General features: G+C 71.4%; 21 protein-coding genes and 2 tRNA genes. 6 read left to right on the forward strand and 17 right to left on the reverse strand.

Annotated elements, in window-relative coordinates:
- Positions 1–38: 38 nt before the first annotated feature.
- The 3 genes from AB0P29_RS03735 to AB0P29_RS03745 form a co-directional block, all read right to left on the reverse strand.
- A complete protein-coding gene (locus AB0P29_RS03735; RefSeq protein ID WP_363378598.1) occupies positions 39–1,226 on the reverse strand; it encodes a glycosyltransferase in 1,188 nt (395 codons plus the stop codon).
- Positions 1,227–1,300: 74 nt separating this feature from the next.
- Positions 1,301–1,945 (reverse strand): DUF2510 domain-containing protein, encoded by a 645-nt coding sequence (locus AB0P29_RS03740; protein ID WP_363378600.1) that lies wholly within the window; start codon positions 1,943–1,945, stop codon positions 1,301–1,303.
- The gene (locus tag AB0P29_RS03745) at positions 1,942–2,541 is read right to left on the reverse strand and encodes an isochorismatase family protein (protein ID WP_311285497.1); all 600 of its coding nucleotides are present in this window, start codon (positions 2,539–2,541) and stop codon (positions 1,942–1,944) included. The genes AB0P29_RS03740 and AB0P29_RS03745 overlap by 4 nt, the downstream gene beginning before the upstream one ends.
- A gap of 71 nt (positions 2,542–2,612) precedes the next feature.
- Here AB0P29_RS03745 and AB0P29_RS03750 point away from each other — a divergent pair, with 71 nt between their 5' ends.
- On the forward strand, positions 2,613–3,005 hold the full coding sequence (locus AB0P29_RS03750) for a DUF3054 domain-containing protein (protein ID WP_363378603.1): 393 nt from the start codon (positions 2,613–2,615) through the stop codon (positions 3,003–3,005).
- A gap of 9 nt (positions 3,006–3,014) precedes the next feature.
- Here AB0P29_RS03750 and AB0P29_RS03755 read toward each other — a convergent pair whose 3' ends face one another.
- The 12 genes from AB0P29_RS03755 to AB0P29_RS03810 form a co-directional block, all read right to left on the reverse strand.
- Positions 3,015–5,249: an efflux RND transporter permease subunit gene (locus AB0P29_RS03755; protein WP_363378605.1), complete on the reverse strand. Its 2,235-nt coding sequence runs from the start codon at positions 5,247–5,249 to the stop codon at positions 3,015–3,017.
- A 38-nt stretch (positions 5,250–5,287) separates the two neighbouring features.
- Complete coding sequence (locus tag AB0P29_RS03760) at positions 5,288–5,677, reverse strand: hypothetical protein (protein WP_311860057.1); 390 nt, start codon at positions 5,675–5,677, stop codon at positions 5,288–5,290.
- Positions 5,678–5,694: 17 nt separating this feature from the next.
- Positions 5,695–5,770: transfer RNA gene (locus tag AB0P29_RS03765), tRNA-Thr, on the reverse strand.
- A gap of 67 nt (positions 5,771–5,837) precedes the next feature.
- The gene (locus tag AB0P29_RS03770; RefSeq protein ID WP_363378607.1) at positions 5,838–7,382 is read right to left on the reverse strand and encodes an alpha/beta hydrolase; all 1,545 of its coding nucleotides are present in this window, start codon (positions 7,380–7,382) and stop codon (positions 5,838–5,840) included.
- A complete protein-coding gene (locus AB0P29_RS03775) occupies positions 7,379–8,530 on the reverse strand; it encodes a DNA polymerase III subunit delta' (RefSeq protein ID WP_363378609.1) in 1,152 nt (383 codons plus the stop codon). The genes AB0P29_RS03770 and AB0P29_RS03775 overlap by 4 nt, the downstream gene beginning before the upstream one ends.
- Positions 8,531–8,560: 30 nt before the next feature.
- Positions 8,561–9,184: a dTMP kinase gene (tmk, locus tag AB0P29_RS03780; protein WP_311285491.1), complete on the reverse strand. Its 624-nt coding sequence runs from the start codon at positions 9,182–9,184 to the stop codon at positions 8,561–8,563.
- Positions 9,181–11,844 (reverse strand): type I DNA topoisomerase, encoded by a 2,664-nt coding sequence (topA, locus tag AB0P29_RS03785; protein ID WP_363378611.1) that lies wholly within the window; start codon positions 11,842–11,844, stop codon positions 9,181–9,183. Before topA ends, tmk begins: the two co-directional genes overlap by 4 nt.
- Before the next feature lie 77 nt (positions 11,845–11,921).
- Complete coding sequence (locus AB0P29_RS03790; RefSeq protein WP_363378613.1) at positions 11,922–12,248, reverse strand: Rv3654c family TadE-like protein; 327 nt, start codon at positions 12,246–12,248, stop codon at positions 11,922–11,924.
- The gene (locus AB0P29_RS03795) at positions 12,248–12,586 is read right to left on the reverse strand and encodes a TadE family type IV pilus minor pilin (protein ID WP_157532614.1); all 339 of its coding nucleotides are present in this window, start codon (positions 12,584–12,586) and stop codon (positions 12,248–12,250) included. The genes AB0P29_RS03790 and AB0P29_RS03795 overlap by 1 nt, the downstream gene beginning before the upstream one ends.
- On the reverse strand, positions 12,583–12,786 hold the full coding sequence (locus tag AB0P29_RS03800) for a DUF4244 domain-containing protein (RefSeq protein WP_251582201.1): 204 nt from the start codon (positions 12,784–12,786) through the stop codon (positions 12,583–12,585). Before AB0P29_RS03800 ends, AB0P29_RS03795 begins: the two co-directional genes overlap by 4 nt.
- Before the next feature lie 43 nt (positions 12,787–12,829).
- Complete coding sequence (locus tag AB0P29_RS03805) at positions 12,830–13,723, reverse strand: type II secretion system F family protein (protein ID WP_363378616.1); 894 nt, start codon at positions 13,721–13,723, stop codon at positions 12,830–12,832.
- Complete coding sequence (locus AB0P29_RS03810) at positions 13,720–14,709, reverse strand: TadA family conjugal transfer-associated ATPase (RefSeq protein ID WP_363378618.1); 990 nt, start codon at positions 14,707–14,709, stop codon at positions 13,720–13,722. The genes AB0P29_RS03805 and AB0P29_RS03810 overlap by 4 nt, the downstream gene beginning before the upstream one ends.
- A gap of 365 nt (positions 14,710–15,074) precedes the next feature.
- On the opposite strand from AB0P29_RS03810, the gene acs reads away from it, so the two are divergent.
- Positions 15,075–17,045 carry an acetate--CoA ligase gene (acs, locus tag AB0P29_RS03815; protein ID WP_363378620.1) on the forward strand — a complete coding sequence of 657 codons (1,971 nt, stop codon included), beginning with the start codon at positions 15,075–15,077 and terminating at the stop codon, positions 17,043–17,045.
- A 21-nt stretch (positions 17,046–17,066) separates the two neighbouring features.
- Here the strand turns inward: acs and AB0P29_RS03820 are convergent, their stop codons facing one another.
- Both AB0P29_RS03820 and AB0P29_RS03825 read right to left on the reverse strand, forming a co-directional pair.
- Complete coding sequence (locus AB0P29_RS03820; protein WP_253035901.1) at positions 17,067–17,534, reverse strand: RidA family protein; 468 nt, start codon at positions 17,532–17,534, stop codon at positions 17,067–17,069.
- Positions 17,534–17,752 carry a DUF4177 domain-containing protein gene (locus tag AB0P29_RS03825; protein ID WP_064003053.1) on the reverse strand — a complete coding sequence of 73 codons (219 nt, stop codon included), beginning with the start codon at positions 17,750–17,752 and terminating at the stop codon, positions 17,534–17,536. Before AB0P29_RS03825 ends, AB0P29_RS03820 begins: the two co-directional genes overlap by 1 nt.
- Positions 17,753–17,849: 97 nt before the next feature.
- Here AB0P29_RS03825 and AB0P29_RS03830 point away from each other — a divergent pair, with 97 nt between their 5' ends.
- The 4 genes from AB0P29_RS03830 to AB0P29_RS03845 all read left to right on the forward strand — a co-directional run bounded on the left by AB0P29_RS03830 (position 17,850) and on the right by AB0P29_RS03845 (position 22,419).
- Positions 17,850–20,513 (forward strand): transglycosylase domain-containing protein, encoded by a 2,664-nt coding sequence (locus AB0P29_RS03830; RefSeq protein ID WP_363378623.1) that lies wholly within the window; start codon positions 17,850–17,852, stop codon positions 20,511–20,513.
- The gene (locus AB0P29_RS03835; protein ID WP_363378625.1) at positions 20,510–21,478 is read left to right on the forward strand and encodes a metallophosphoesterase; all 969 of its coding nucleotides are present in this window, start codon (positions 20,510–20,512) and stop codon (positions 21,476–21,478) included. The genes AB0P29_RS03830 and AB0P29_RS03835 overlap by 4 nt, the downstream gene beginning before the upstream one ends.
- A 16-nt stretch (positions 21,479–21,494) precedes the next feature.
- A tRNA-Pro gene (locus tag AB0P29_RS03840) sits at positions 21,495–21,568 on the forward strand.
- An 86-nt stretch (positions 21,569–21,654) separates the two neighbouring features.
- Entirely contained in the window at positions 21,655–22,419 is a 765-nt protein-coding gene (locus tag AB0P29_RS03845) for an HAD-IIB family hydrolase (protein ID WP_363378627.1), read from the forward strand.
- The last annotated feature ends 6 nt before the right edge of the window (positions 22,420–22,425 follow it).

Genomic DNA, 22,425 nt, shown 5'->3' on the forward strand with positions numbered 1-22,425 from the left:
CGGTTGACACCCCGCCGACGATGTGTGACGGCGCCGGGTCAGGCAGCCGCCTCGCGGCGTTCGGCCAGTCCGTCGATGACCCCGCGGTAGGAGTCGAGCATGCGATCCGCGCCCAGTCGAGGGCGGGCAGCGAGGGCCGCGGCGCGGTAGTCCGGCCGGCGGGCGATGACCTTCGCCCAGGCGGCGGCGATCGCGTCGGGGTCGTGCGGCGTGACGAGCCCGATGCCCGCGACGACCTGCGCGGCGTCGCCGACCGCCGTCGTCACCGGGGTCGCCCCGCTCGCCGCTCCCTCGATGAGGCAGAGGGGCGACGCCTCGCCGAACGCGCTTGTGAGGGCCACGATGTCGGCCCCGCGGTACAGGCGCGGCATGTCGTCGCGGATGCCGAGACGATGGATCCGCTCGACGGGAGCACCCGCCTCGGCGATCGCAGCGGTGAGCGCGGGGTCGTCGACCGTCATGCCGGCGCCGCACAGGACGTACTGCGTGCGGGTGTCGCGCGCCGCGTGCGCGGCGACCGCCCGCAGGAACAGCCCGGGGTCCTTCATCGCGTCGAAACGCGCCGCGAACAGGACGATCGGCGCGGTCGGGACGATCCCGAGGTGGGCGCGCAGCGGCATCCGCTCGTACGGCTTGGGACGGTACCGCGTCAGGTCGATCCCGTTCGGGATCACGACGCGCTCGACGGACGGCGGCGTGTAGCGCGCGTAGGCGTCGCTCGTGGATTCCGCGCACGAGATGGTCGTGGTGAGCCGACCAGATGCCGCCAGCTCCCCCATCCAGCGCGCCGCGGCGCCCGAGTGCGTCGGGTCAGAGCGGTGCAGGCACGCGGCGATCGGCACGTCGGGGAGGAGGCCGCGGGACTCGAGGGCGAGGAGGAGGCCGAGCGGCTGCTCCTTGAGGGTGAGGATCACGTCGGCGCGTCGGACGGCCGCGGCGGCGACCTCGAGCTCCGCGTCGGTGAAGCTCTCGGGTTCGGGCGGCATGGCGCCGGCCTCGCGCCCCAGATCGGTGACGTCGACACCGGCGTCGCGCAGCCACCGGTACCGCGGGTCGTCGGCGACGTGCTGCACGGCGCCCTCGCGCCGGGCGCGCGACGCGATCGACAGCACGGCATGCTCGTGCGAACCGTCCTGGTGGAGCGACGTCACGACGTTCGTGTGGAGCACGCGGGCGCCACCCGAGAAGAGGCCTTCGTACAGCGAGAGCACGCGGTGACCGGTCATCCCCCCATGCTGAGGCGGGGCCGCGCCGGCGCGATGAACCGCAGATGACCATCGCGTGAAGATCGCCGCAGGGGTCACCGTGCGGTGGTGACCGCCTCCCACGCCGCGTCCGAGAACAGGGTGATCCAGACGGCGAAGACGACCAGGCCGACGGCGGTCGCGACGAGCCAGCCCCAGAACGGAGCGAGCCCGCGCCCCGTCTCGCGGTGCACGACGAATGTGCGACCCGCGACGTAGACGCCCAGGGTGGCGACGAAGGCGAGCGCGGCCCATCCCCAGCCGAAGGGCGACGGGATACCGCGACGCCGCAGGGCGCGCTGGTCGAGGCGCGCGAACAGCACCGCCAGGGCGACGAGGACGAGGTCGACGACGACCAGCAGGCTGAGGCCAGCGACGATCCACCCCGCCGGCGTCAGCGCGGCGGACGCCTCACCGAACAAGCGCGCGACCGCCTCCATGTCGAGGAACGCCCCCGTGTAGAGCGGCAGGACGGATGCCGCGATCGCCGCCCAGATCCAGACGGTGCTGGCGCGCGCGGCGCCGGGTGCCGGGGCGGGCACCGGCGCGGGAGCCGGGGCAGCGGCGGGCTCCGGGTCGTCGACCGCGACGGACGTGCGCGGAGCGACCGTGTCGGTCGCCCACTCGGTGCCGTCCCACCACCGCAACTGATCCGGCTCGCCCGGATCGGGGTACCAGCCCGCGGGCGCCTGGCGGCTCACCGGCCGCTCTCGTCCCGGTCGCCCGTCGACGAGGCGAGCTCGGCACCGGCGTGCGCGAGTTCGGCGAGCGCGGCTTCGCTGGGGGCGGGTGCGACGCCGGCGATGAGGTCGGTGAGGATGCGGACACGTCGACCGTGCGCGATCGCGTCGAGGGCGGATGCTCGGACGCAGTGATCCGTCGCGATCCCGGTGACGTCGACGTCGACCACGCCGTGCGCCGTCAGCAGGTCGGCGACCGTCTCACCGGCATCCGTCACGCCTTCGAACAGCGAGTAGGCGGGCTGGCCCTGCCCCTTCTTGACGTGGTGCGTGACCGCGCTCGTGTCGAGGCCGGGGTCGTAATCCGCGCCCGGGGTGCCCGCGACGCAGTGCACGGGCCACGAGTCGACGAAGTCGGGCTCGGCGGCGAAGTGCCCGCCGTTGTCGCCGTCGCCGTCGTGCCAGTCGCGCGAGGCGACGATGAGGTCGTAGTCGGCGGCGTGGGCTCTCAGGTGCGACGTGATGGCTGCGGCGACCGCATCCCCTCCGTCGACGCCCAGGGCCCCGCCCTCGGTGAAATCGTTCTGCACATCGACGATGAACAGCGCTCGGGTCATGTGACGAGGGTACGACGGCGCGGGGCCGGCGGTCATCTCCGTGTCGCGGGCGGCGCGGCTACGCTGGCGGCATGACCGTCCCCGTCCGCGACCGCCGCTCGACCGCAGGCATCCTCGCCGCCCTCGGCCTCGACGTCGTGCTGGTGACGGTCTTCGCCGCGATCGGACGGGCCAGCCACTCCGAGGCGCCGTTCACGGGTCTCGCGACGACGGCGGGGCCCTTCGTCGCCGCCCTCGTGGCCGGCTGGCTGGTGGCCCTCGCCTGGCGCGCCCCGCTCGCGGTGGTGCGCACCGGCATCCCGGTGTGGGCGGTCACCGTCGTCGGCGGCATGATCCTGCGCGCCCTCTCCGGTCAGGGCGTGCAGGTCGCCTTCGTCATCGTCGCGGCATCCGTTCTGCTCCTGTTGCTGGTGGGATGGCGCCTCGTCGCCGCGCTCGTCGCCCAACGTCGCTCGGTCGACTGACGGCGCCCCTCACGCGTCGAGCGTGCGGCGGTACTCGGCGCGCGTCATCTCCTCGGGTGCGGCGTCCGCCGAAGCGTCCTCTGCATCGACACGGGACAGCTTGGAGGGCCACCAGATCTTCCGGCCGATGTCGTACGCGAGGGCCGGCACGAGCAGCGAGCGCACGATGAACGTGTCGAGCAGCACGCCGAAGGCGACGATGAAGGCGAGCTGGACGAGGAAGAGGATCTGGATCACGCCGAGCGCCGCGAACGTCGCCGCCAGCACGAGGCCCGCCGAGGTGATCACCCCGCCCGTCGCGACGAGTCCGCGGAGGATGCCGCGACGCGTCCCGTGCGCCAGCGATTCCTCGCGCACGCGCGACATGAGGAAGATGTTGTAGTCGATGCCGAGGGCGACAAGGAAGACGAAGCCGTAGAGCGGCACGGCGGGATCGCCGCCCGGGAACCCGAACACGTCGTTGAAGACGAGCGCGCTCACGCCGAGCGCCGCCGCGAACGACACGATGACGCTCAGGATCAGCAGCACCGGCGCGAGCACCGAGCGCAGCAGCAGCATGAGGATCAGCAGCACGACGACGAGGATGACGGGGATGATCACCGTCCGGTCGCGGATCGAGGTGTCGTTGGTGTCGAGGTCGACGGCGGTGGTGCCGCCGACGATCCCCTCGAACGGCGCGTCGGCGAGGGAGGCTCGCAGGTCGCGCACCGTCTGCTCGGCCTCGAGAGAGTCCGCCGCGTCCGAGAGGGTGGCCACGAGCATGACGTCGCCGCCGTCCACGGTCGGCTCGGGGGCCGGCGTCCCGGGAGGACCCTGCGGCGCCAGGACGAGTTCGCCGCCCTCGACGCTGACGGCGGCCTGCCCCGAGGGCGTGTCAGCGGCCACCACACCGACGGAGTCGACCCCGTCCTGACCGGCGACGAGCTCGGCCGCCTCGGGGGCGTCGCCCTCGGACACGATGACGTAGAGCGGGCTGCCCGACCCCGCCGGGAAGTGCTCGGCGAGCACGACCCCGCCGTCCCGCGCTGGGGACTCCCCCAGCACGAGTTCGCTGGCGGGGACGCCGTCCGCCTTCAGCTGGGTGACACCGACGGATGCCGCCAGCAGCACGACCGTCGAGAGGATCCAGACGACCCGCGCGCGGCGCGCCACGAACCGTGCGAGCTTCGCCCACAGCCCGCGGGTGGGCTGCGTCAGGTCGGCGGGGAGCTCCGCCATGCCGGTCTTCGGGATGAACGGCCAGAAGGCCGCGCGCCCGACAAGCGCGAGGAGCGCGGGCAGGAAGGTCAGCGCCGACAGCATCGCAAAGGCGATGCCGATCGAGGCGATGGGGCCGAGGGCGCGGTTGCTCGCGAGGTCGCTGAGCAGCAGGCAGAGCAGGCCCGCGATGACCGTGCCGCCCGAGGCGAGGATGGGTTCGATCGACCCCTTCCAGGCGGCGGTCGCGGCATCCCATCTCCGGCGGCCCTCCCCGATCGCCTCCCGGAAGCGCGCGACGTAGAGCAGGGCGTAGTCGGTCGCGGCGCCGATGACGAGGATGAAGAGGATGCCCTGCACCTGACCGTTGAGGACGACGATCCCCGCCTTCGCGAGCCACCACACGCTCAGCAGGGCGACGCAGAGCGCGAACACCGAGGTCAGCAGCACGAGGATCGGCAGCAGCGGCGACCGGTACACGACCACGAGGATGACGAACACGGCGCCGAGCGCGACGAGCAGCAGCAGGCCGTCGATGCCGGTGAAGCCGGTCGCGAGGTCGGCGGTGAAGCCGGCGGGACCCGTGACCCACGCCTGCAGGGAGTCGGGAGCGTCCGCCGCGACGAGTTCGCGCACCTCGCCGACGATGTCGGTGACCTCCGCCGAGGCATCGATGGAGACCACCACCTGCGCCGCTTCGCCGTCCTCGGACGGGATGGCGGGCGAGACCTCGAGGACGCCCTCGAGTGCACCGACCTCGTCGGCGACGGTCTGCACGCCCTCGAGGTCGGCGGCGTCGAGACTGCCGGTGCCCTCGAAGACGACGAGCGCCGGGATCGCGTCGCCGCCGAGGAAGTCGTCGAGGCGCTCCTGCACCTGCGTCGACTCGGCGCTCTGCGGCAGGAAGCTCGACTGATCGTTCGTCGAGACCTCCTCGACCTTGCCGAAATAGGGCCCGCCGATGGATCCCCCGGCGAGCCAGATGACCACGAGGACGAGCGGAAGCGCGATGCGCAGCCAGCGTGAGGATGTCGATGCGGAGGACATATACCTAGCTTATCTAGATATACGCTTTTGCAACAATCTTAGGATCGCAGGAAGAAGACGATCACCGAGGCGAGCACCGTCACGACGCCCAGCGCACCGCCGCCGACCGCCAGCCCCACCAGCAGTCGCAGGACGGGCGGACGCCTCGTGAACCGCATGCGATCGCGCCATCCGTGGCGATACCAGATGCGCGCCGTGCCGCCTGCCCCGAGGTGATCGCGGTCGTGAGCAGACAGCTCTGCGGCGTTCACCTCGCCGGCGTCGTCGAGCCACCGCAGGGTGCGACCGTCCTCGTCGAGGTACGCGTCCGCGGGGAGCCAACTGCCGTCGGACGCCCAGACGACGAGGGCGGCGATCCCGAAGACGACCGCAGCCCCGAAGCCCACCCACGAGAAGATCTCGAGAATCGCATCGAGGGCCTGTGTCACCCGTGTGTCCTCTGTTCTGGAGCCACCTAAGGGAATCGAACCCTTGACCTATTCATTACGAGTGAATCGCTCTGCCGTCTGAGCTAAGGTGGCGCGCTTCGCTCGCGCGTTGCACGATCATCGATCCTACAGGGTCCGAGGGGATGGTGCGAACGCGCCCCTATCCGGCGTCGCAGCGGACGTCGCCGGTGGGCACCTCGCCGTCCTCGACGTACGCCACGACGGTCTCGTCGACGCAGGCGTTCCCCTTGTTGAACCCGGTGTGCCCCTCCCCCACCCGCGTGATCAGGATGCCGGAGCTCAGCTGCTCGGCCAGGGCCGCCGACCACTCGTAGGGGGTCGCGGGGTCGTTCGTGGTGCCGATGACGAGGATCGGCGCCGCCCCGTCGGCGGTGATCTCGCTGCGTGAGCCCGTCGGCGGGTAGGGCCATTCGTCGCAGAGGTCGACGTCGGAACTCCAGTACGGCGCGAAGGTGGGCGCGTCCTCGGCGACCTGAGCCTCCGCCTCCGCGACGACGTCGGCCGGGTCGGCCGGGTAGTCCATGCAGTTGTACGCCGTGAACGCTTCCGTCGAGTTGTCGAGGTACGACCCGTCGTAGCGGTTGTAGTAGCGGTCGACGAGGGCGAACATCTCGTCGGGATCGCCTTCGAGGACCGCGGTGAGCGCCGACGAGAGCGTCGCCCAGCTGCCCTCGCTGTAGAGCGCCGAGATGATGCCCATCACGAGCGCATCGGCCCCCAGCATCCGCCCGTCCGAGGCCGGCAGCGGGGACGCCTCGACGGCGGCGAGCGCGTCCTCGAGCTGCTGCTGCGCCGCGTCCTGCGCCCCGTCGAACGGGCAGTCCGAGCCGGCGAGGCACCAGGTCAGATAGGCGTCGAGCGCGGATTGGAAACCGGCGGCCTGTCGCGCGCCGACGATCGCGCCCGGGATCGACGGGTCGAGTCCGCCGTCGAGGACGACCCGGCCGACGTTCTGCGGGAAGAGCTTCGCGTACGTCGCGCCGAGGAACGACCCGTACGAGTACCCGAGGTAGGCGAGCTTCTCGTCGCCGAGCACAGCGCGCATGAGGTCGAGGTCGCGGGCCGCGTTCTCGGTGGTGATGAAGGGCAGGATGCCGCCGCTGTTCGCGTCGCAGGCGCGGGCGAACGCGGCGGCCGACTGCCGCTGCTCGCCGGCGCGCTCGGGCGTGCCGCGCGGGGCGGCGGGGATGTCGAAGAGGTACCGGTCCATCGCGGCGGCGTCGAGGCAGCGCACCGCCGTGGAGCGTCCGACCCCGCGCGGATCGAAGCCGACGACGTCGTACGACTGCAGCAGCTTCGGCCCGACGGCGAAACCCGCCGACTGCCGGACCATGTCGACGCCGCTCGCACCCGGTCCGCCGGGGTTGACGAACAGCGACCCCTTCGACTCGCCGTTCGAGGCGACGCGGACGATGACGGCGAGGTCGAGGTCGCCGGCGTCGGGGTCGGTCCAGTCGCGCGGCGCGGTGATCGTGCCGCAGAAGTAGCCCCCGTCGTCGAAGCCGGTGCACTGCTCCCACGCGACGTCCTGGCCGTAGTAGTCCTCGAAGCCGGCGGGGGCGCCGGAGACCACCGGCGCGCGGTCGGGGGCGACGGGCGTCCTCGGGGTGCAGCCGGCGACCATCGCCGCGAGACCGGCCGCCAGGACGGCGGCCGCCGCGCGGCGGAGCACGCCGCGGATCACGCCGCGCGCCCCGTCGCGACGGTGATCAGCATGCTCTCGAGGGCCAGGGCGGGGGCGGCATTGCCCTGCAGGTTGGTGCGCGTGAGCGCGATGGCGTCGAGGACGGTCAGGGTGTGCTGCGGCGTCCACGCCGCCGCGAGCGCCTCGATGTCGGGCGTGAGCTCGCGGTTGATGAGCTCGGTCTCGCGGCCGAACTGCCGCATGAGCGTGTCGCGGTAGAGCGACTCGAGGTCGGTCAGCACCCGGTCGATCCCGTCGCGCAGGCTGCGGGTCGCGCGCCGTTTCTGCTCGTCCTCGAGGGCGCTGACCTGGCTGCGCACGGCCGGAGGCACGGCGCTGCCCGGAGCGACCCCGAGCGTGCGCAACAGCGCCTCGCGCTCGCTCTCGTCGCGTTCCGCGGTGAGCGCCTTCGCGTCGTCGGTCGCGGACTGCACGATCGTGGCCGCGACCTCGACCGCGTCGCCGACACCGCGCACGCGGAGCACCGCGCGAAGGGTGCGCTCGCGACGCTCACGGGATGCCGCATCCGTCGCCAACCGCTGCGCCATGCCGATGTGGCGCTGTGCGAGCCGGGCCGACTGCTCGGCCACGGCCTCATCGACGCCCGTCCGCTGGACGATGAGCCGGGCCACGTCGGCGACGTCGGGCTCGCGCAGCCGCAGGATGCGCACGCGCGAGCGGATCGTGGGGAGCAGATCCGCGTCGCTCGGCGCGCAGAGGATCCAGACGGTCTGCTCGGGCGGCTCCTCGAGGGCCTTCAGCAGGACGTTGCTCGTCCGCTCGACCATGCGGTCGGCGTCCTCCATGACCATGACCCGGTAGCGCCCGAGCGACGGCGAGAAGTAGGACCGTTCGACGAGCGAGCGCGCCTCTTTGATCGAGATGATGACGCCCTCGGTGCGGAGGGCCGCGAGGTCGGGGTGGGTCCGCGCCATGACCTGCCGCATCGCGTTCTCGTCGCCCGGCTCGGCGATGAGCGCCGCCGCGAACGCGTACGCGAGGGTCGACCGGCCCGATCCCGGCGGTCCGGTGATGAGCCACGCGTGCGCCAGCTGGGAGGGGTCGGATGCCGCGGACCGCAACTGCGCGACGGCCTCGTCCTGACCCCAGACCTCGCCCCACGGGAGCACGTCGGTGGAGGCGGTCATGCCGTTCAGCCTACGAGGTGCCGGGGACGCTCAGGACAGGTGCGGGGCGATGCGGGAGCGGATCTCCGCCGCGATCTCGTCGATCGCCCGCGTCGCGTCGACGACGAGGAAGCGGTCCGGATCGGCTTCCGCGAGCGCGAGGAACGCCGCGCGCACGCGCTCGTGGAACGCGCTCTTCTCGGCTTCGAGCCGGTCGAACGGCTTGTCGGCGGCATCCAATCGTCCGCGCGCCGTCGCCGGATCGACATCCAGCAGGACCGTGATGTCGGGGAGCGCACCCTCCGTGGCCCACAGCGACAGGTCGCGGATCTCCCCTCCGTCGAGCACGCGGCCGGCGCCCTGATAGGCGACCGAGCTGTCGAGGTAGCGGTCCTGGAGGACGACGTCGCCGCGCTCGATCGCCGGCCGCACGAGGGTCGCGACGTGGTGGGCGCGGTCGGCGGCGTAGAGGAGCGCTTCGGCGCGCGGCGCGATGTCGCCGCGGTGGTGCAGGACGATGTCGCGGATGAGGACGCCGACGTCGGTGCCGCCGGGTTCGCGCGTGCGCACGACCCGGCGACCCTGCTCGCGGAGCCACTGCTCCAGCAGGGCCGCCTGCGTCGTCTTGCCCGAGCCGTCACCCCCCTCGAGGGTGATCCACAGCCCGGAGGTCACTTCTTCTTCGCCGCCGGCTTGCGCGCCGCGGGCTTGCGGGTCGTGCGCTTGGGCGCCGGTCCTTTGGCCCGCTTGTCGGCGAGCATCTGCACGGCGACCTCGAAGGTGATGTCGTCGGGCGTCTGACCGCGCGGGATCGTCACGTTGGTCGTGCCGTCGGTGACGTAGGCCCCGAAACGGCCGTCCTTGATGCGGATCGGCTTGCCACTGACCGGGTCGGCCTCGAACTCCTTCAGCGAGGTCGCGGCGCGGTTGGCGTACTTCGGCTGCGAGTAGATCTCGAGGGCCTGCTCGAGCGTGATGTCGAAGATCATGTCCTCGCTCGCGATGCTGCGCGAGTCGGTGCCCTTCTTGATGTACGGACCGTACGGACCGTTCTGGGCCGTGATGACGGTGCCGGACTCGGGGTCGACACCCACCTCGCGCGGCAGCGACAGGAGCTTCAGCGCGGTCGCGAGGTCGATCGTCTCGGGCGACATGCTCTTGAACAGCGAGGCGCGCTTGGGCTTGGGCGCGACGGCCTTCTTCGCGCCGCGCTTGGGCTTCGCGTCCTCGGCCGGCGCCTCCTCCTCGGGCAGCACCTCTTCGAGGTAGGGCCCGAAGCGACCGTCCTTGATGACGACGTCGCGGCCGTTCTCGGGGTTCTGCCCGAGGACACGGTCGCCGCCGACGGGCGCCTCGATGAGCTCCTGCGCCTTCTCGGGCGTGAGCTCGTCGGGGGCGAGGTCGTCGGGGACGTTGATGCGCCGCGGCGTCTCGGGGTCGTCGCCCGGGACCTCGAGGTACGGACCGTAGCGGCCGAAGCGGAGCACCGCGACGTCGCCGATCCTGGTGGAGTTGATCTCGCGCGCGTCGATGTCGCCCAGGTTGTCGACGATGTTGCGGAGGCCGACGTGGTCCTCGGAGCCGAAGTAGAACTCGCGCAGCCAGGCGGCGCGGTTCTGCTCGCCCCGGGCGATCGCGTCGAGGTCGTCCTCGAGCGCGGCGGTGAAGTCGTAATCGACGAGATCGGCGAAGTGCTCCTCGAGCAGCCGCACGATGCTGAACGCGAGCCAGCTGGGGACGAGGGCCTGGCCGCGCTTGGACACGTAGCCGCGGTCGAGGATGACGTCGATGATGCTCGCGAAGGTCGAGGGACGGCCGATGCCGCGCTCCTCGAGCGCCTTGACGAGCGACGCCTCGGTGTAGCGGGGCTTGGGGCTCGTCGCGTGCCCCTTGGGCTCGACGTCGGTCAGCCGCAGTGCGTCGCCGACGGCGAGCGCCGGCAGCGACTGGTCGTCGGTGCGGTCGTTGTCGTGGCGCTTCTCGTCGCGGCCCTCCTCGTACGCGTCGAGGAAGCCCTTGAACGTGTAGACGGTGCCGGATGCCGTGAACGTCGCGGTGCGACCGGCGGCATCCGCGTCGATCGCGACGGTCGTCGTCTCGTATTTCGCGTCGGCCATCTGGCTGGCGACGGTGCGCTTCCAGATCAGGTCGTAGAGGCGCAGCTCGTCGCGGTCGAGGCCGGAGGTGACCTCCTTGGGCGTGCGGAAGTGCTCGCCCGAAGGACGGATCGCCTCGTGCGCCTCCTGCGCGTTCTTCGCGTTGTTGCGGTAGCTGCGGGGATTGGCGGGCACGGCCTTGTCGCCGTACAGCGCGACGGCCTGCGTGCGCGCCGCGGTGACCGCCTGGGCCGACAGGGCGGTCGAGTCGGTACGCATATAGGTGATGTACCCCTTCTCGTAGAGCCGCTGCGCGACGCCCATGGCGTGCTTGGCGCTCATCGAGAGCTTGCGACCGGCCTCCTGCTGGAGGGTCGAGGTCGTGAACGGGGGCTTGGGGCTGCGTGTGCCGGGCTTTGCCTCGACGCTGACGACGGATGCCGCGCCCGACGCCTCGAGCGCTGCGGCCAGCTCGCGCGCCTGGTCCTCGCTGAGGACGACGACGGCCTTCTTCAGCGCACCGGTGTCGTCGAAGTCGGTGCCGCGCGCGAGAGGGGCGCCGTCGAGACGGGCGAGGCGGATCGCGAACGAGTCCGACCCCTTCACGGCGGTGGAGTCGACGTCCCAGTACGAGGCGGAGACGAACGCCATGCGCTCGCGCTCGCGCTCGACGACCATGCGGGTCGCGGCGGACTGGACGCGCCCGGCGCTCGTGCCCTGACCCACCTTGCGGCGTGTGACGTCCGAGACGTCCCAGCCGTAGAGGCGGTCGAGGATACGCCGCGTCTCCTGCGCGTCGACGAGGGCGTGATCGAGCTCGCGGGTGTTGTTCACCGCGGCCTGGATCGCGTCCTTCGTGATCTCGTGGAAGACCATGCGCTTGACGGGGACCTTGGGCTTCAGGGTCTCGAGCAGGTGCCACGCGATGGCTTCGCCCTCGCGGTCCTCATCGGTGGCGAGCAGGAGTTCGTCGGCGTTCTTCAGGGCGCGCTTGAGCTCGGCGACCGTCTTCTTGCCGCGGTCGCTCTCCACATAAAGAGGAGTGAAGTCGTTCTCGATGTCGATGGAGTACTTGCCGACGGAGGTCTTCTTCAGATCCGCCGGGATGTCCTTCTTGTCGGCGAGGTCGCGGATGTGCCCGACCGAACTCATGACCTCGTATCCGTCACCCAGGTATCCCTGGATCGAGCGCATCTTCGTCGGCGACTCGACGATGACGAGCTTCTTGCCCTGTGCCACGTGGGGTCCTTTCTTCGTTGCACACCATACACACCGCGTTGTCAAGAGCACGCTGGGAGCGGTTGCGGTCCGGCGCGTCACCCGGCTCCGGGCGGCGGGCCCGCGCGGGCGCGCGCCCGCGCGTCCAGCGGGCCGACGCCGATCGAGACCTCGATCGTGGCGATGAGGCCGTCGATGCGACACGCGGAGACCGATGCGCCCACGCGCGAGGCGACGTCCGCGGCGCGTGCGCACGGTTCGCCGGGAACGAGTCCCGAGGCGGTGTCGGCGGCCGCCAGGGCTGCGGCGTCGGCAGCTCCTGCGGCGCGCGCGGCGGTCGCCGCCGCCCCTCCGGCCGCGAGGAATCCGACGGCGAGCGTCGCCGTCACCGCCAGGACGCCGACGGTCGTCGCCGATCCTGCCATCAGTCCCCCTCCGGCGCGGGCAGGGCGCACGACGACGCGCGCAGGTCGGGCAGCGGCAGCGGGACCCCCGGTGCCGCGGTCAGATCGACGCAGACGAGGTCGCCGTCCCGGCGGGTCCCGACCTCGGCGCCTGAGGCGAGGGCGCGCGCGGCGGCGACCACCCGATCGGCGGGCTCCTCCCGAGCGGCCAGACGCGCGGCCTGCGCGGCGGCGTGCTCGAGCCGCACCTGCCGACCGCCCACGGAGAGCGCCGAGACCGCGAGCACGAGCACGAGGACGACGGCGGGGACCGTCACGGCGAACTCCGCCGCGACCGATCCCCGCTCGTCGCGCCTCATGAGACGGTCAGGGCGCGCCGGACCAGGTCGGTGAGGATGCCGCGCACCTCGTCCGAGCGCATGATGATGACGAGCAGGCCCGCGAAGGCGACGGCCGCCATCGTTGCGATGGCGTACTCGGCGGTCGCCGCGCCGGTCTCGTCGGCGAACAGTTCCGCCGCGCGACGGCGGGTCAGGGTGGGCAGGTCGTGGGGTGTCATGATCTCCTCCGGTGTGGGTTGTGGATGTGGGCACGTCTGGGGCTCACAGCGTGAGCGGGGTCGTGGTGAGGACCGAAAGCAGCATCGGCCCGACGCCGAGCAGCAGGAACGCGGGGAGGGTGCAGACCCCAAGCGGGAGCAGGAGCCGCCCGGACAGGGCGGCGGCGCGCAGCCGACCCTCCGTCCGTGCCGCCTGACGGCGGGCCGCGGCATCCGCTCGCAGCAGTTCGACGACGGGGGCGCCGGCGGAGCGGGAGAGCGCGAGCACCGCGCCCGTCTCGCTCGACGGCGCGAGGCCCGACGCCGCCGCCGCGACCTCGATCGCGCGCGGGATGGAGACGCCGCCCGAGAGCGCGATCGCGATCACCTCCGCATCGAGCCCCGGGATGTCCTCTCCCGGCTGCGCCCGGGCGACGAGGGCGCGGGTCCACCGGTGGGTCAGGAGCATCAGCGACCCTCCGGCCACGAGACACACGGCGCCCGCCGGCGTGGCGAGGGCCGTGAACGGGTCGAACCCGAGCGCCGCGCCCAGCCCCAACGCGACGAGGGGCAACCACGCGATGAGGCGGGCCGTCGTCTGCGGCTCGGCGAGCGCCGTGCGCACGTCGTCGCGTGCCTGATGGGCGTCGCGGAGCGCCTCGGCGAGGCCGCGCAGGCTCGCCGCCAGGGGCGCCCCGACGACGGTCGCGACCTGCCACGCCACCCCGATCTGGCGCCATGCCTCACCGCGTTCGGCGAGAGCGGATGCCGGCGGATCCCCTGCGTCGAGGCGGGCGCAGACCGCGCCGGCGGTGTCGTCCCCCGCCGCGGCCAGGTGGCGCCAGGCCGCGCCCGGCGCGATGCCGGCCTGCAGCAGGACCGCGAGACGCTGGACGACGGCGGCGACCGCTGCCGCGTCGGGTGCCGCCGCGGCATCCGCTCTTCTCCGGCGCCTCACGGGAGGTCCTCCACGCCGAGCCGGTCACCGCGCACGACGGGACGCGCGATCCCGGTCACGCGCCGCACCCCGTCACGACCCCGCTCGATGTGCACGATCGCGCCGATCGCGCTGGCGGTCTGCCGCGCGAGCGCCCGGTCGTCCATGCCGGCGAGGGCGCCGAGCGCTTCGAGGCGCGCGGGCACGTCGGCGATCCCGCTCGCGTGGACGGTGCCCGCGCCGCCGTCGTGTCCCGTGTTGAGCGCGGTCAGCAGTTCGCGGACCTCCTCACCGCGACACTCCCCCACCACGAGACGATCCGGCCGCATCCGCAGCGCCTCGCGCAGCAGGCGGCCGAGCGCGATCGCCCCGACGCCCTCGAGGTTCGCCTGCCGCGCCTCGAGTCGGACGTGGTGCGGGTGGGCGATGCGCAGCTCCGCGACGTCCTCGATCGTGACGATCCGTTCCGACACCGGGACCCGCCCGAGGAGTGCCGCGAGCAGCGTCGTCTTGCCGGCGCCGGTGGCCCCCGTCACGAGGATGTTCGCGCGCTCATCGACGAGTCTCTCGAGGCGTGCGCCCGTCGCGGCGTCGAAGGTGCCGCGACGGCCCAGCTCGTCGAGGTCGGCCATGCCGGTCCCGGGCAGCCGGATCGAGATCGTGGCGCCCGTGCAGGCGATGGGCGGCAGGACGGCATGGACCCGCACCCCGTGCTCCCATCGCACGTCGGCACACGGCGTCGCGTCGTCGAGGTGCCGCCCTCCCAGCGCGATCAGCCCGACGGCGAGCTCGCGGACGGCCTCCTCGTCGAGGCGCCAGTCCGGGATCCGTTCCGCTCCCCCACCCCGGTCCACGTACAACCCCTGCGTGCCGTTGACGAAGACGTCGGTCACCTCGGGGTCGGCGAGGTAGCGCCGCAGCGGTGCGACGACGGGATGCGGCGGCACCGGGCGCGGCTCGGCGGACGCCGTGCGGCCCCGCGGAGCGACGATGAACGGATGCGGCATGCCCGAGACGCTAGGCGCGGCGACGGGGGCGCCGCGGCGGCCGTCGGGCAGCGGTGGAGGACCGCGTCCGCACTCGAGGTGTGAAGGAATCGGCGCACCCCGCCCGGGAAAAGGAGAAGGGCGGCACCCATTTGGGGGGAAGGGTGCCGCCCACGCGACCGCGCTTCAGGGGGGATCAGCGGGGCCGCGAAGCCGAATCGATGTTCGGGCGTTAACGATCTTACGCTCATCGGCGGAGTGCACGTTCACAGACACTCGATGGTTGCCACGCACCCACTATCGGCGGTAGTAGACGACGACGAGCGATCCTAGAGTGACCGCATCGCAGGACGAGGCCACGACGGCCCGACGCAAAGGAGCGCCGCATGAGCAGCCAGATCGACCACCTCCTCACCGAGACCCGCCGCTTCGCGCCGTCCGCGGAGTTCGCGGCCCAGGCCAACGCCCACGCCGACCTGTACGAGGCCGCCGCGCAGGATCGCGAGGCCTTCTGGGCCGAGCAGGCGCGCGCCCTCCACTGGCACACCCCGTTCACGAAGACCCTGGACTGGTCGAACCCGCCGTTCGCCACCTGGTTCGAGGACGGCGAACTGAACGTCGCCTACAACTGCCTCGACCGGCATGTCGAGGCGGGCCTCGGCGACCGCGTCGCCCTGCTCTGGGAGGGCGAGCCCGGCGACGAGCGCCGGGTGACCTACGCGGAGCTGACCGACGAGGTCAAGCGCCTCGCGAACGTCCTGACCGACCTCGGGGTCGAGGCCGGCGACCGCGTCGCCATCTACCTGCCGATGATCCCCGAGGCCGTCGCCTCGATGCTGGCCGTCGCGCGCATCGGCGCGATCCACTCCGTCGTCTTCGGCGGCTTCTCGGCCGACAGCCTGCGCTCGCGCATCGACGACGCCGGCGCCAAGCTCGTCATCACGAGCGACGGCGGCTACCGCAAGGGCAAGGCCTCGCCCCTCAAGCCCGCCGTCGACCAGGCCCTCGCCGACCGCGGGCACGGTCCGCAGGAGACGGTCGAGCACGTCCTCGTCGTCAAGCGCACCGACACCGAAGTCAGCTGGCAGGACGGGCGCGACCTCTGGTGGCACGACCTCGTGCCCGCGGCATCCGCTGATCACGTCGCGCAGCCGTTCCCGGCCGAGAACCCGCTCTTCATCCTCTACACGTCGGGGACGACCGGAAAGCCGAAGGGCATCCTGCACACGAGCGGCGGCTACCTGACGCAGGCCGCCTTCACGAACAAGGTCGTGCACGACCTGCACGCCGAGACCGACGTCTATTGGTGCACGGCCGACATCGGCTGGATCACGGGACACACCTACGTCACCTACGGTCCGCTCGCCAACGGCGCGACGCAGGTGATCTACGAGGGGACGCCCGACACCCCGCATCCGGGCCGCTGGTGGGAGATCGTCGCGAAGTACGGCGTGACGATCCTCTACACGGCCCCGACGGCGATCCGGTCGTTCATGAAGCTCGGCCGCAGCATCCCCGAGCAGCACGACCTGTCCTCGCTGCGCCTGCTCGGCAGCGTGGGCGAGCCCATCAACCCCGAGGCGTGGATGTGGTACCGCCACGTCATCGGCGGCGACACGGCGCCGATCGTCGACACGTGGTGGCAGACCGAGACGGGCGCGATCATGGTGTCGGCGCTCCCCGGCGTCACCGAGACGAAGCCGGGCAGCGCGCAGGTGCCCCTCCCGGGCATCAGCCTCGACGTCGTCGACGAGAAGGGCGACGTCGTCGGCAACGGCAACGGCGGCCTCCTCGTCCTCACCGAGCCGTGGCCGAGCATGCTGCGCGGCATCTGGGGCGACCCCGAGCGGTTCAAGGAGACCTACTGGGACAAGTTCGCCGACCTCGGCTACTACTTCGCCGGCGACGGGGCTCGCCTCGACGAAGACGGGGACGTCTGGTTCCTCGGCCGCGTCGACGACGTCATGAACGTCTCGGGACATCGGTTGTCGACGACCGAGATCGAATCGGCCCTCGTCGGCAACGAGGCAGTCGCCGAGGCCGCAGTTGTCGGCGCGTCCGATGAGACGACCGGCCAGGCGGTGGTGGCGTTCTGCGTCATCAAGGAGTCGTACATCAAGGCGAATCCGCTCGAGGGCCTCGTCGACACGCTGCGCGTGTGGGTCGGCGAGCAGATCGGCCCCATCGCGAGGCCGCGCGACGTCTACATCGTCACGGAACTCCCCAAGACCCGCAGCGGCAAGATCATGCGCCGCCTGCTGCGCGACGTGGCGGAAGGGCGCGAGGTGGGTGACACCACGACCCTCGCCGACACGATGGTCATGTCGACGATCAAGGGGCAGGTCACGAAGAAGTAGCGCGGCCGGCGGCCCGGTCGATCAGGCGTGCGAGAACACGACCTCGACTTCGACCGGGCTGTCCAGCGGCAGCACGGGCACACCGACGGCGGAGCGCGCGTGACGGCCGGCGTCGCCGAAGATCTCGCCCAGCACGCTGCTCGCGCCGTTGATCACGACGGGCTGGCCGGTGAACTCGGGGACGGATGCCACGAATCCCGTCACCTTCAAGACGCCGGTCAGCCGGTCGACACCGCCCACAGCGGCCGCGGCGGCGGCGATGGCGTTGAGCGCGCACTGGCGCGCGAGCGCGGCGGCGTCGTCCGCGGAGACGAGGCCCTCACCCTCGCCCACCTTCCCGGTGGCCGGGAGCGCGCCGTCGACCATGGGGAGCTGCCCCGCCGTGTAGACGAGGTCGCCGTGCACCTTGGCCGGGATGTACGCGGCCAGCGGCGGGACGACCGAGCCGAGCTCGATGCCCAGCTCGGCCAGTCGCGCGGAGATCGACATCAGCCCTGCCCGAACTGCCGGGCGGCCTGAGCCGCGGCATCCAGTCCGGCGTTGGCGGAGCCGTCGCCGCCCGAGGGGCGCTTGAAGTAGCCGACTAGGCCACCCTCGGGGCCGGTCACCACCTGCACGAGCTCCCACCCCTGCTTGCCCCAGTTGTTGAGGATCGCGGCGGTGTTGTGGATGAGCAGGGGCGTGGTCATGTACTCCCACGTGGTCATGCGGTGCTCCCGGAGGTCGAGGCGGGGCGGCCCTGACGGGCGCGACGACGGGAGCGTCACCGAGGCGTCACCCAGCTATCTCCCTTACGATCAGCCTATGCCCCACTCGAAACGCACGGCCACCGGTGTGCTCGGAGGCCTGTTGGGCCTCATCGGTCTGAGCACTGTGGCCGCTCTCCTCGTCACGGCGACCATCACTCCCGCGATCGCCGTCTCCGGCTACGCCGCGACGAGCGCGATCAAGATGTTCGAGAACATGCCGAGCTACCTCAAGATCGAGAAGCTCATGCTGCCGACGACGATCTACGCGAAGGACGACGAGGGCAAGGACGTCAAGCTCACCGAGTTCTACGATCAGAACCGCATCCCGGTCACCTTCGACCAGGTGAACCCGGTGATGTACGACGCGATCCTCTCGAGTGAGGACAAGAACTTCTACACGCACGGCGGCATCGACCTTCTCGGCACGCTGAGCGCCCTCGCCCGCAACGCGAGCTCCGGCTCGAACCGCGGTGGATCCTCGATCACCCAGCAGTACGTCAAGAACGTCCTGCAGCAGACCTGCGAGGCCAAGGCCGTCAGCACGGAGGAGGTTCAGGCCTGCTTCAAGGAGTCGACCGCGAACCGGGGCACGGAGGGCTACCAGCGCAAGATCCAGGAGATGCGCTACGCCATCCAGCTGGAGAAGGAGTACTCGAAGGACGACATCCTCCTCGGCTACCTGAACATCGCGCACTTCGGCGGCTCGGTGTACGGCATCGGCGCCGCCGCCCGCCACTACTTCGACACCACGCCCGAGAAGCTCACGATCGGGCAGGCCGCAGTCATCGCCGGCATGGTGCAGGCACCCAACACGCTGCGCATCGACCGGCCCGACGGCTCGACGACGACCAGCGACGGCACTCCTGTCAACGGCGCCGGTGACGGTTACAAGCTCAGCAAGGCGCGTCAGGTCTACGTCCTGAACCGCCTGCTCGAGGACAAGAAGATCACGCAAGCGGAGCACGACGAAGCCGTGGCCGCCCCCCTCGAGCCGAAGATCACCTCGCGCCCGCAGGGCTGCTCGGAGGCGAAGGGCGCCGAGTTCTTCTGCGCCTACGTGACGTCGATCATCCGCAGCGACCCCGCATTCGGCGAGGAACCGAACGACCGCATCGCGGCTCTCCGCCGCGGCGGCCTGAGCGTCTACACGACGCTCGACGTGTCCCTTCAGGACGCCGCCAACGAGGCGATCTCCGTCGTCCCCTCCCACGTCGACTACATGGACCTCGGGGCCTCCGGCGTCCAGGTCGAGGTGGGGACGGGTCGTGTGCTGTCGATGGTGCAGAACCGCCCGTGGGCGGATCAGGCCGATGACAAGACGACCACCCAGGTCAACTACAACGTCCCCGCGCGCAACGGCGGCGGCGGTCACTCGGCCGGATCGACGTACAAGGTGTTCAGCCTCATCAACTGGATGCAGCAGGGTCACTCGGTCAACGAGATGCTCAACGGACGCGTCGGCACCAAGACGGTGCAGACGTGCGACGGTGCGACACAGACCGTCTACACCGGTGAGGGCACCGGACCCGACGGCCAGCCCCGCATCGGCAACTTCGAGGGCAACCGGGGCTACACCGGCACCGTCGCCCGCTTCACGAAGGACTCGCTGAACTCCGGCTTCCTGACCATGGCGGAGAAGATCCCGGTCTGCACGACGAACAAGGTGGCCGGCGACCTGGGCGTGACGCTCGGCAACGGCCAGCCGCTCGACCAGAACAACAACCCCTACGACGTCCTCGGCTCGCAGGATGTCGCGCCCATCGACATGGCGAACGCGTACGCCGCGATCGCCTCGAACGGCACGCTCTGCGCCGCGAAGGCCATCGACCGCGTCGTCGACGCGGACGGCGAGGAGCAGCCGATCCCCGACACGAAGTGCGAGCGCAAGCTCAGCGAGGACGTCGCGGCAACTGCGGCCTACGTCCTGCAGAGCGTGATGACCGGGAGCGGAACCGGTAGCGGTGCGCGCACGTTCGACGGTGTTCCGATCTTCGGCAAGACCGGCATCCACCAGTTCCTCCACACGTGGATGATCGGCTCGAGCACCGAGGTCACCACCGCGGTCTGGGTCGGCAACGTCAAGGGCCAGGAGCGCCTCGAGAACCACTACGAGAGCGGCTACCGCCTCTCCCGCATCCGCAACTCGATCTGGCCCGCCATGCAGCGCGCCGCGAACGAGGAGTTCGGCGGGTCGGAGTTCCCCGAGCCGTCGACGGAACTCACCAAGCGCAGCTACGCGCGGCTTCCGAGCGTGATCGGCCTGGACGTCGACGCCGCGACCGAGCGGATCGAGGACGCCGGCTTCAGCGTCGTCGTCGGCAAGCCCGTCTCCTCGCCCGAGGCCGAGGGCACAATCGTGTCCCAGACGCCCGGCGCGGGCCGCGTCGTCTCGGGCACGACGGTCACCATCAACCCGAGTGACGGCGAAGGCGTCGTGGTCCCGGGTGTGAGCGGCACCCCGGAGCAGGCGGCGCGGGCACTGTCCGACGCCGGCTTCCGCAACGTCGCGCAGACGTGCGAGGACAACGACGGCGCGCCCGCAGAGGGTGTCGTCACCGGCACGGATCCCGCCGCCGGCGAGACCGTGAGCCGCGACGCCACGATCACCATCGAGTACCAGTCCTCCGACTGCGACGGCAACGGTGACGGTGACGGCGGCGGCAACGGGGGCGGCGGCAACGGCCGCGGCAACGGTCCCGGCAACGGCAACGGTCCGTGAGGCCGGCTGGTCACACCGCCCTCACCGCGCTCGGCGCGGTGGGGGCGGTCGGCGTCGCCGCCGGCGTCTGGGGCGTCGGGATCGAGCGGTACCTCTTCACGCTCCGGCGTCATGAGCTGGCCGTCCTGCCGCCGGGGAGCCCCTCGGTCACCGTCCTCCACCTGTCCGACGCCCACATGGCGCCGTGGCAGCACCGAAAGCAGCGCTGGATCGCCGACATCGCGGACCGCGTCCAACCCGACCTCGTCGTGAACACGGGCGACAACCTGGGGCACGTCGACGGTCTGCGCGGCATCCGGGCGGCGTTCGCACCCCTCCGAGGCGTGCCCGGCTTCTTCGTGCACGGGTCGAACGACAAAGTCGCCCCCAGCGCCCGCAACCCGCTCAAATACCTCTTCGGCCCGTCGGGACCGCAGAACCACGAGTCCTTCACCCCGTCGCTCGACACCGACGCCCTCGACGACTACCTGACGGGTCTCGGCGAGACGCTCATCGACAACACTGCCGCGAGCATCCGCGTCGGCGGTGTCCGCATCGACGGCTTCGGGGTCGACGACGCGCACCGCGACTTCGACGACCTCGATGCCTCCTCCGACGCGCTCCGCGCCCTCGGCGGCGGCGCAGACGTCCGCCTGGGGGTCACGCACGCTCCCTACCGACGGGTGCTGGACGCGTTCACGGATGCCGGTGCCGACCTCCTCATCGGCGGGCACACGCACGGCGGCCAGGTCCGCATCCCCTTCTCGAAGAAGGCGCTCGTGTCGAACTGCGACATCCCGCTCGAGAAGGCGCGCGGGCTCAGCTCGTGGACGCACGACGGACGCACGGTGCCGCTGAACGTCAGCGCCGGCCTCGGCCACTCGATCTACGCACCCGTGCGCTTCGCGTGCCGACCCGAGGCATCCGTCCTCGTCCTCCGCGCCCGACGCGCCGACGATTCGCCCGAGGGGCGGTCGGCAGGGTAAGCTTGGAGGGTTGCCACGGGGTGTGGCGCAGCTTGGTAGCGCGCGTCGTTCGGGACGACGAGGCCGCAGGTTCAAATCCTGTCACCCCGACCGCAGAGAGGCTCCGCCGGATTCCGGCGGGGCCTTTCGCATCCCTCCTCGGAGGGGCCATCGCACCTCCCACCGAACGGAGTCCCATGACCTCTCCCCGCCTCGTGGCCTTCGACCTCGACGACACGCTCGCACCCTCCAAGAGCGCCATCGATCCGCGGATCGGCGAGCAGCTGCTGCGCCTCGCGGAGCGCGTCGAGGTCGCGATCATCTCGGGTGGCCAGCTGCAGCAGTTCCGCTCGCAGGTCGTCGAGCGCCTGCCCGAAGCGGATGCCGGCCTGCTGGCGCACATCCACCTGATGCCCACGTGCGGCACGCAGTACTACCGCCTCACCGCGGACGGCATCGAGACGGTCTACGCCCTCTCCCTCACCGACGACGAGAAGCAGCGCGCACTCGCGGCCGTCGAGGAGGAGGCGAAGCGCCTGGGCCTGTGGGCCGAGCAGACGTGGGGACCGATCCTCGAGGACCGCGGGTCGCAGATCACCTTCTCGGCGCTCGGTCAGTCCGCTCCCCTCGACGCCAAGACGGCGTGGGACCCGACCGGGGAGAAGAAGAACACGCTGCGCGACGCGGTGGCCGCCCGCATCCCGGACCTGGAGGTCCGCTCCGGCGGGTCCACCTCGGTCGACATCACGCACCGCGGGATCGACAAGGCCTACGGCATGCGCAAACTCGCCGAGCAGACCGGCATCCCGCTCGACGACATGCTGTTCGTGGGCGACCGCCTCGACGAGCACGGCAACGACTACCCCGTCCTCGCGATGGGCGTGACCTGCCACGCCGTCGAGGGCTGGGAGGACACCGCCGCCTACCTGGACGAGCTGATCCCGACCCTGCCGGCCCGCTGAGCCGCC

It is taken from the genome of Microbacterium sp. NPDC080220 (assembly GCF_040686395.1).
In the GTDB taxonomy this organism is placed as follows: domain Bacteria; phylum Actinomycetota; class Actinomycetes; order Actinomycetales; family Microbacteriaceae; genus Microbacterium; species Microbacterium gawkjiense.

What these genes read in the sequence shown, in the direction of transcription:
- AB0P29_RS03735 (WP_363378598.1), bottom strand. Translation starts at nt 1,226, where the DNA reads ATGACCGGTCACCGCGTGCTCTCGCTGTACGAAGGCCTCTTCTCGGGT.
- AB0P29_RS03745 (WP_311285497.1), bottom strand. Translation starts at nt 2,541, where the DNA reads ATGACCCGAGCGCTGTTCATCGTCGATGTGCAGAACGATTTCACCGAG.
- AB0P29_RS03750 (WP_363378603.1), top strand. Translation starts at nt 2,613, where the DNA reads ATGACCGTCCCCGTCCGCGACCGCCGCTCGACCGCAGGCATCCTCGCC.
- AB0P29_RS03755 (WP_363378605.1), bottom strand. Translation starts at nt 5,249, where the DNA reads ATGTCCTCCGCATCGACATCCTCACGCTGGCTGCGCATCGCGCTTCCG.
- AB0P29_RS03775 (WP_363378609.1), bottom strand. Translation starts at nt 8,530, where the DNA reads ATGACCGCCTCCACCGACGTGCTCCCGTGGGGCGAGGTCTGGGGTCAG.
- AB0P29_RS03790 (WP_363378613.1), bottom strand. Translation starts at nt 12,248, where the DNA reads ATGGCAGGATCGGCGACGACCGTCGGCGTCCTGGCGGTGACGGCGACG.
- AB0P29_RS03795 (WP_157532614.1), bottom strand. Translation starts at nt 12,586, where the DNA reads ATGAGGCGCGACGAGCGGGGATCGGTCGCGGCGGAGTTCGCCGTGACG.
- AB0P29_RS03800 (WP_251582201.1), bottom strand. Translation starts at nt 12,786, where the DNA reads ATGACACCCCACGACCTGCCCACCCTGACCCGCCGTCGCGCGGCGGAA.
- AB0P29_RS03810 (WP_363378618.1), bottom strand. Translation starts at nt 14,709, where the DNA reads ATGCCGCATCCGTTCATCGTCGCTCCGCGGGGCCGCACGGCGTCCGCC.
- acs (WP_363378620.1), top strand. Translation starts at nt 15,075, where the DNA reads ATGAGCAGCCAGATCGACCACCTCCTCACCGAGACCCGCCGCTTCGCG.
- AB0P29_RS03820 (WP_253035901.1), bottom strand. Translation starts at nt 17,534, where the DNA reads ATGTCGATCTCCGCGCGACTGGCCGAGCTGGGCATCGAGCTCGGCTCG.
- AB0P29_RS03825 (WP_064003053.1), bottom strand. Translation starts at nt 17,752, where the DNA reads ATGACCACGTGGGAGTACATGACCACGCCCCTGCTCATCCACAACACC.
- AB0P29_RS03830 (WP_363378623.1), top strand. Translation starts at nt 17,850, where the DNA reads ATGCCCCACTCGAAACGCACGGCCACCGGTGTGCTCGGAGGCCTGTTG.
- AB0P29_RS03845 (WP_363378627.1), top strand. Translation starts at nt 21,655, where the DNA reads ATGACCTCTCCCCGCCTCGTGGCCTTCGACCTCGACGACACGCTCGCA.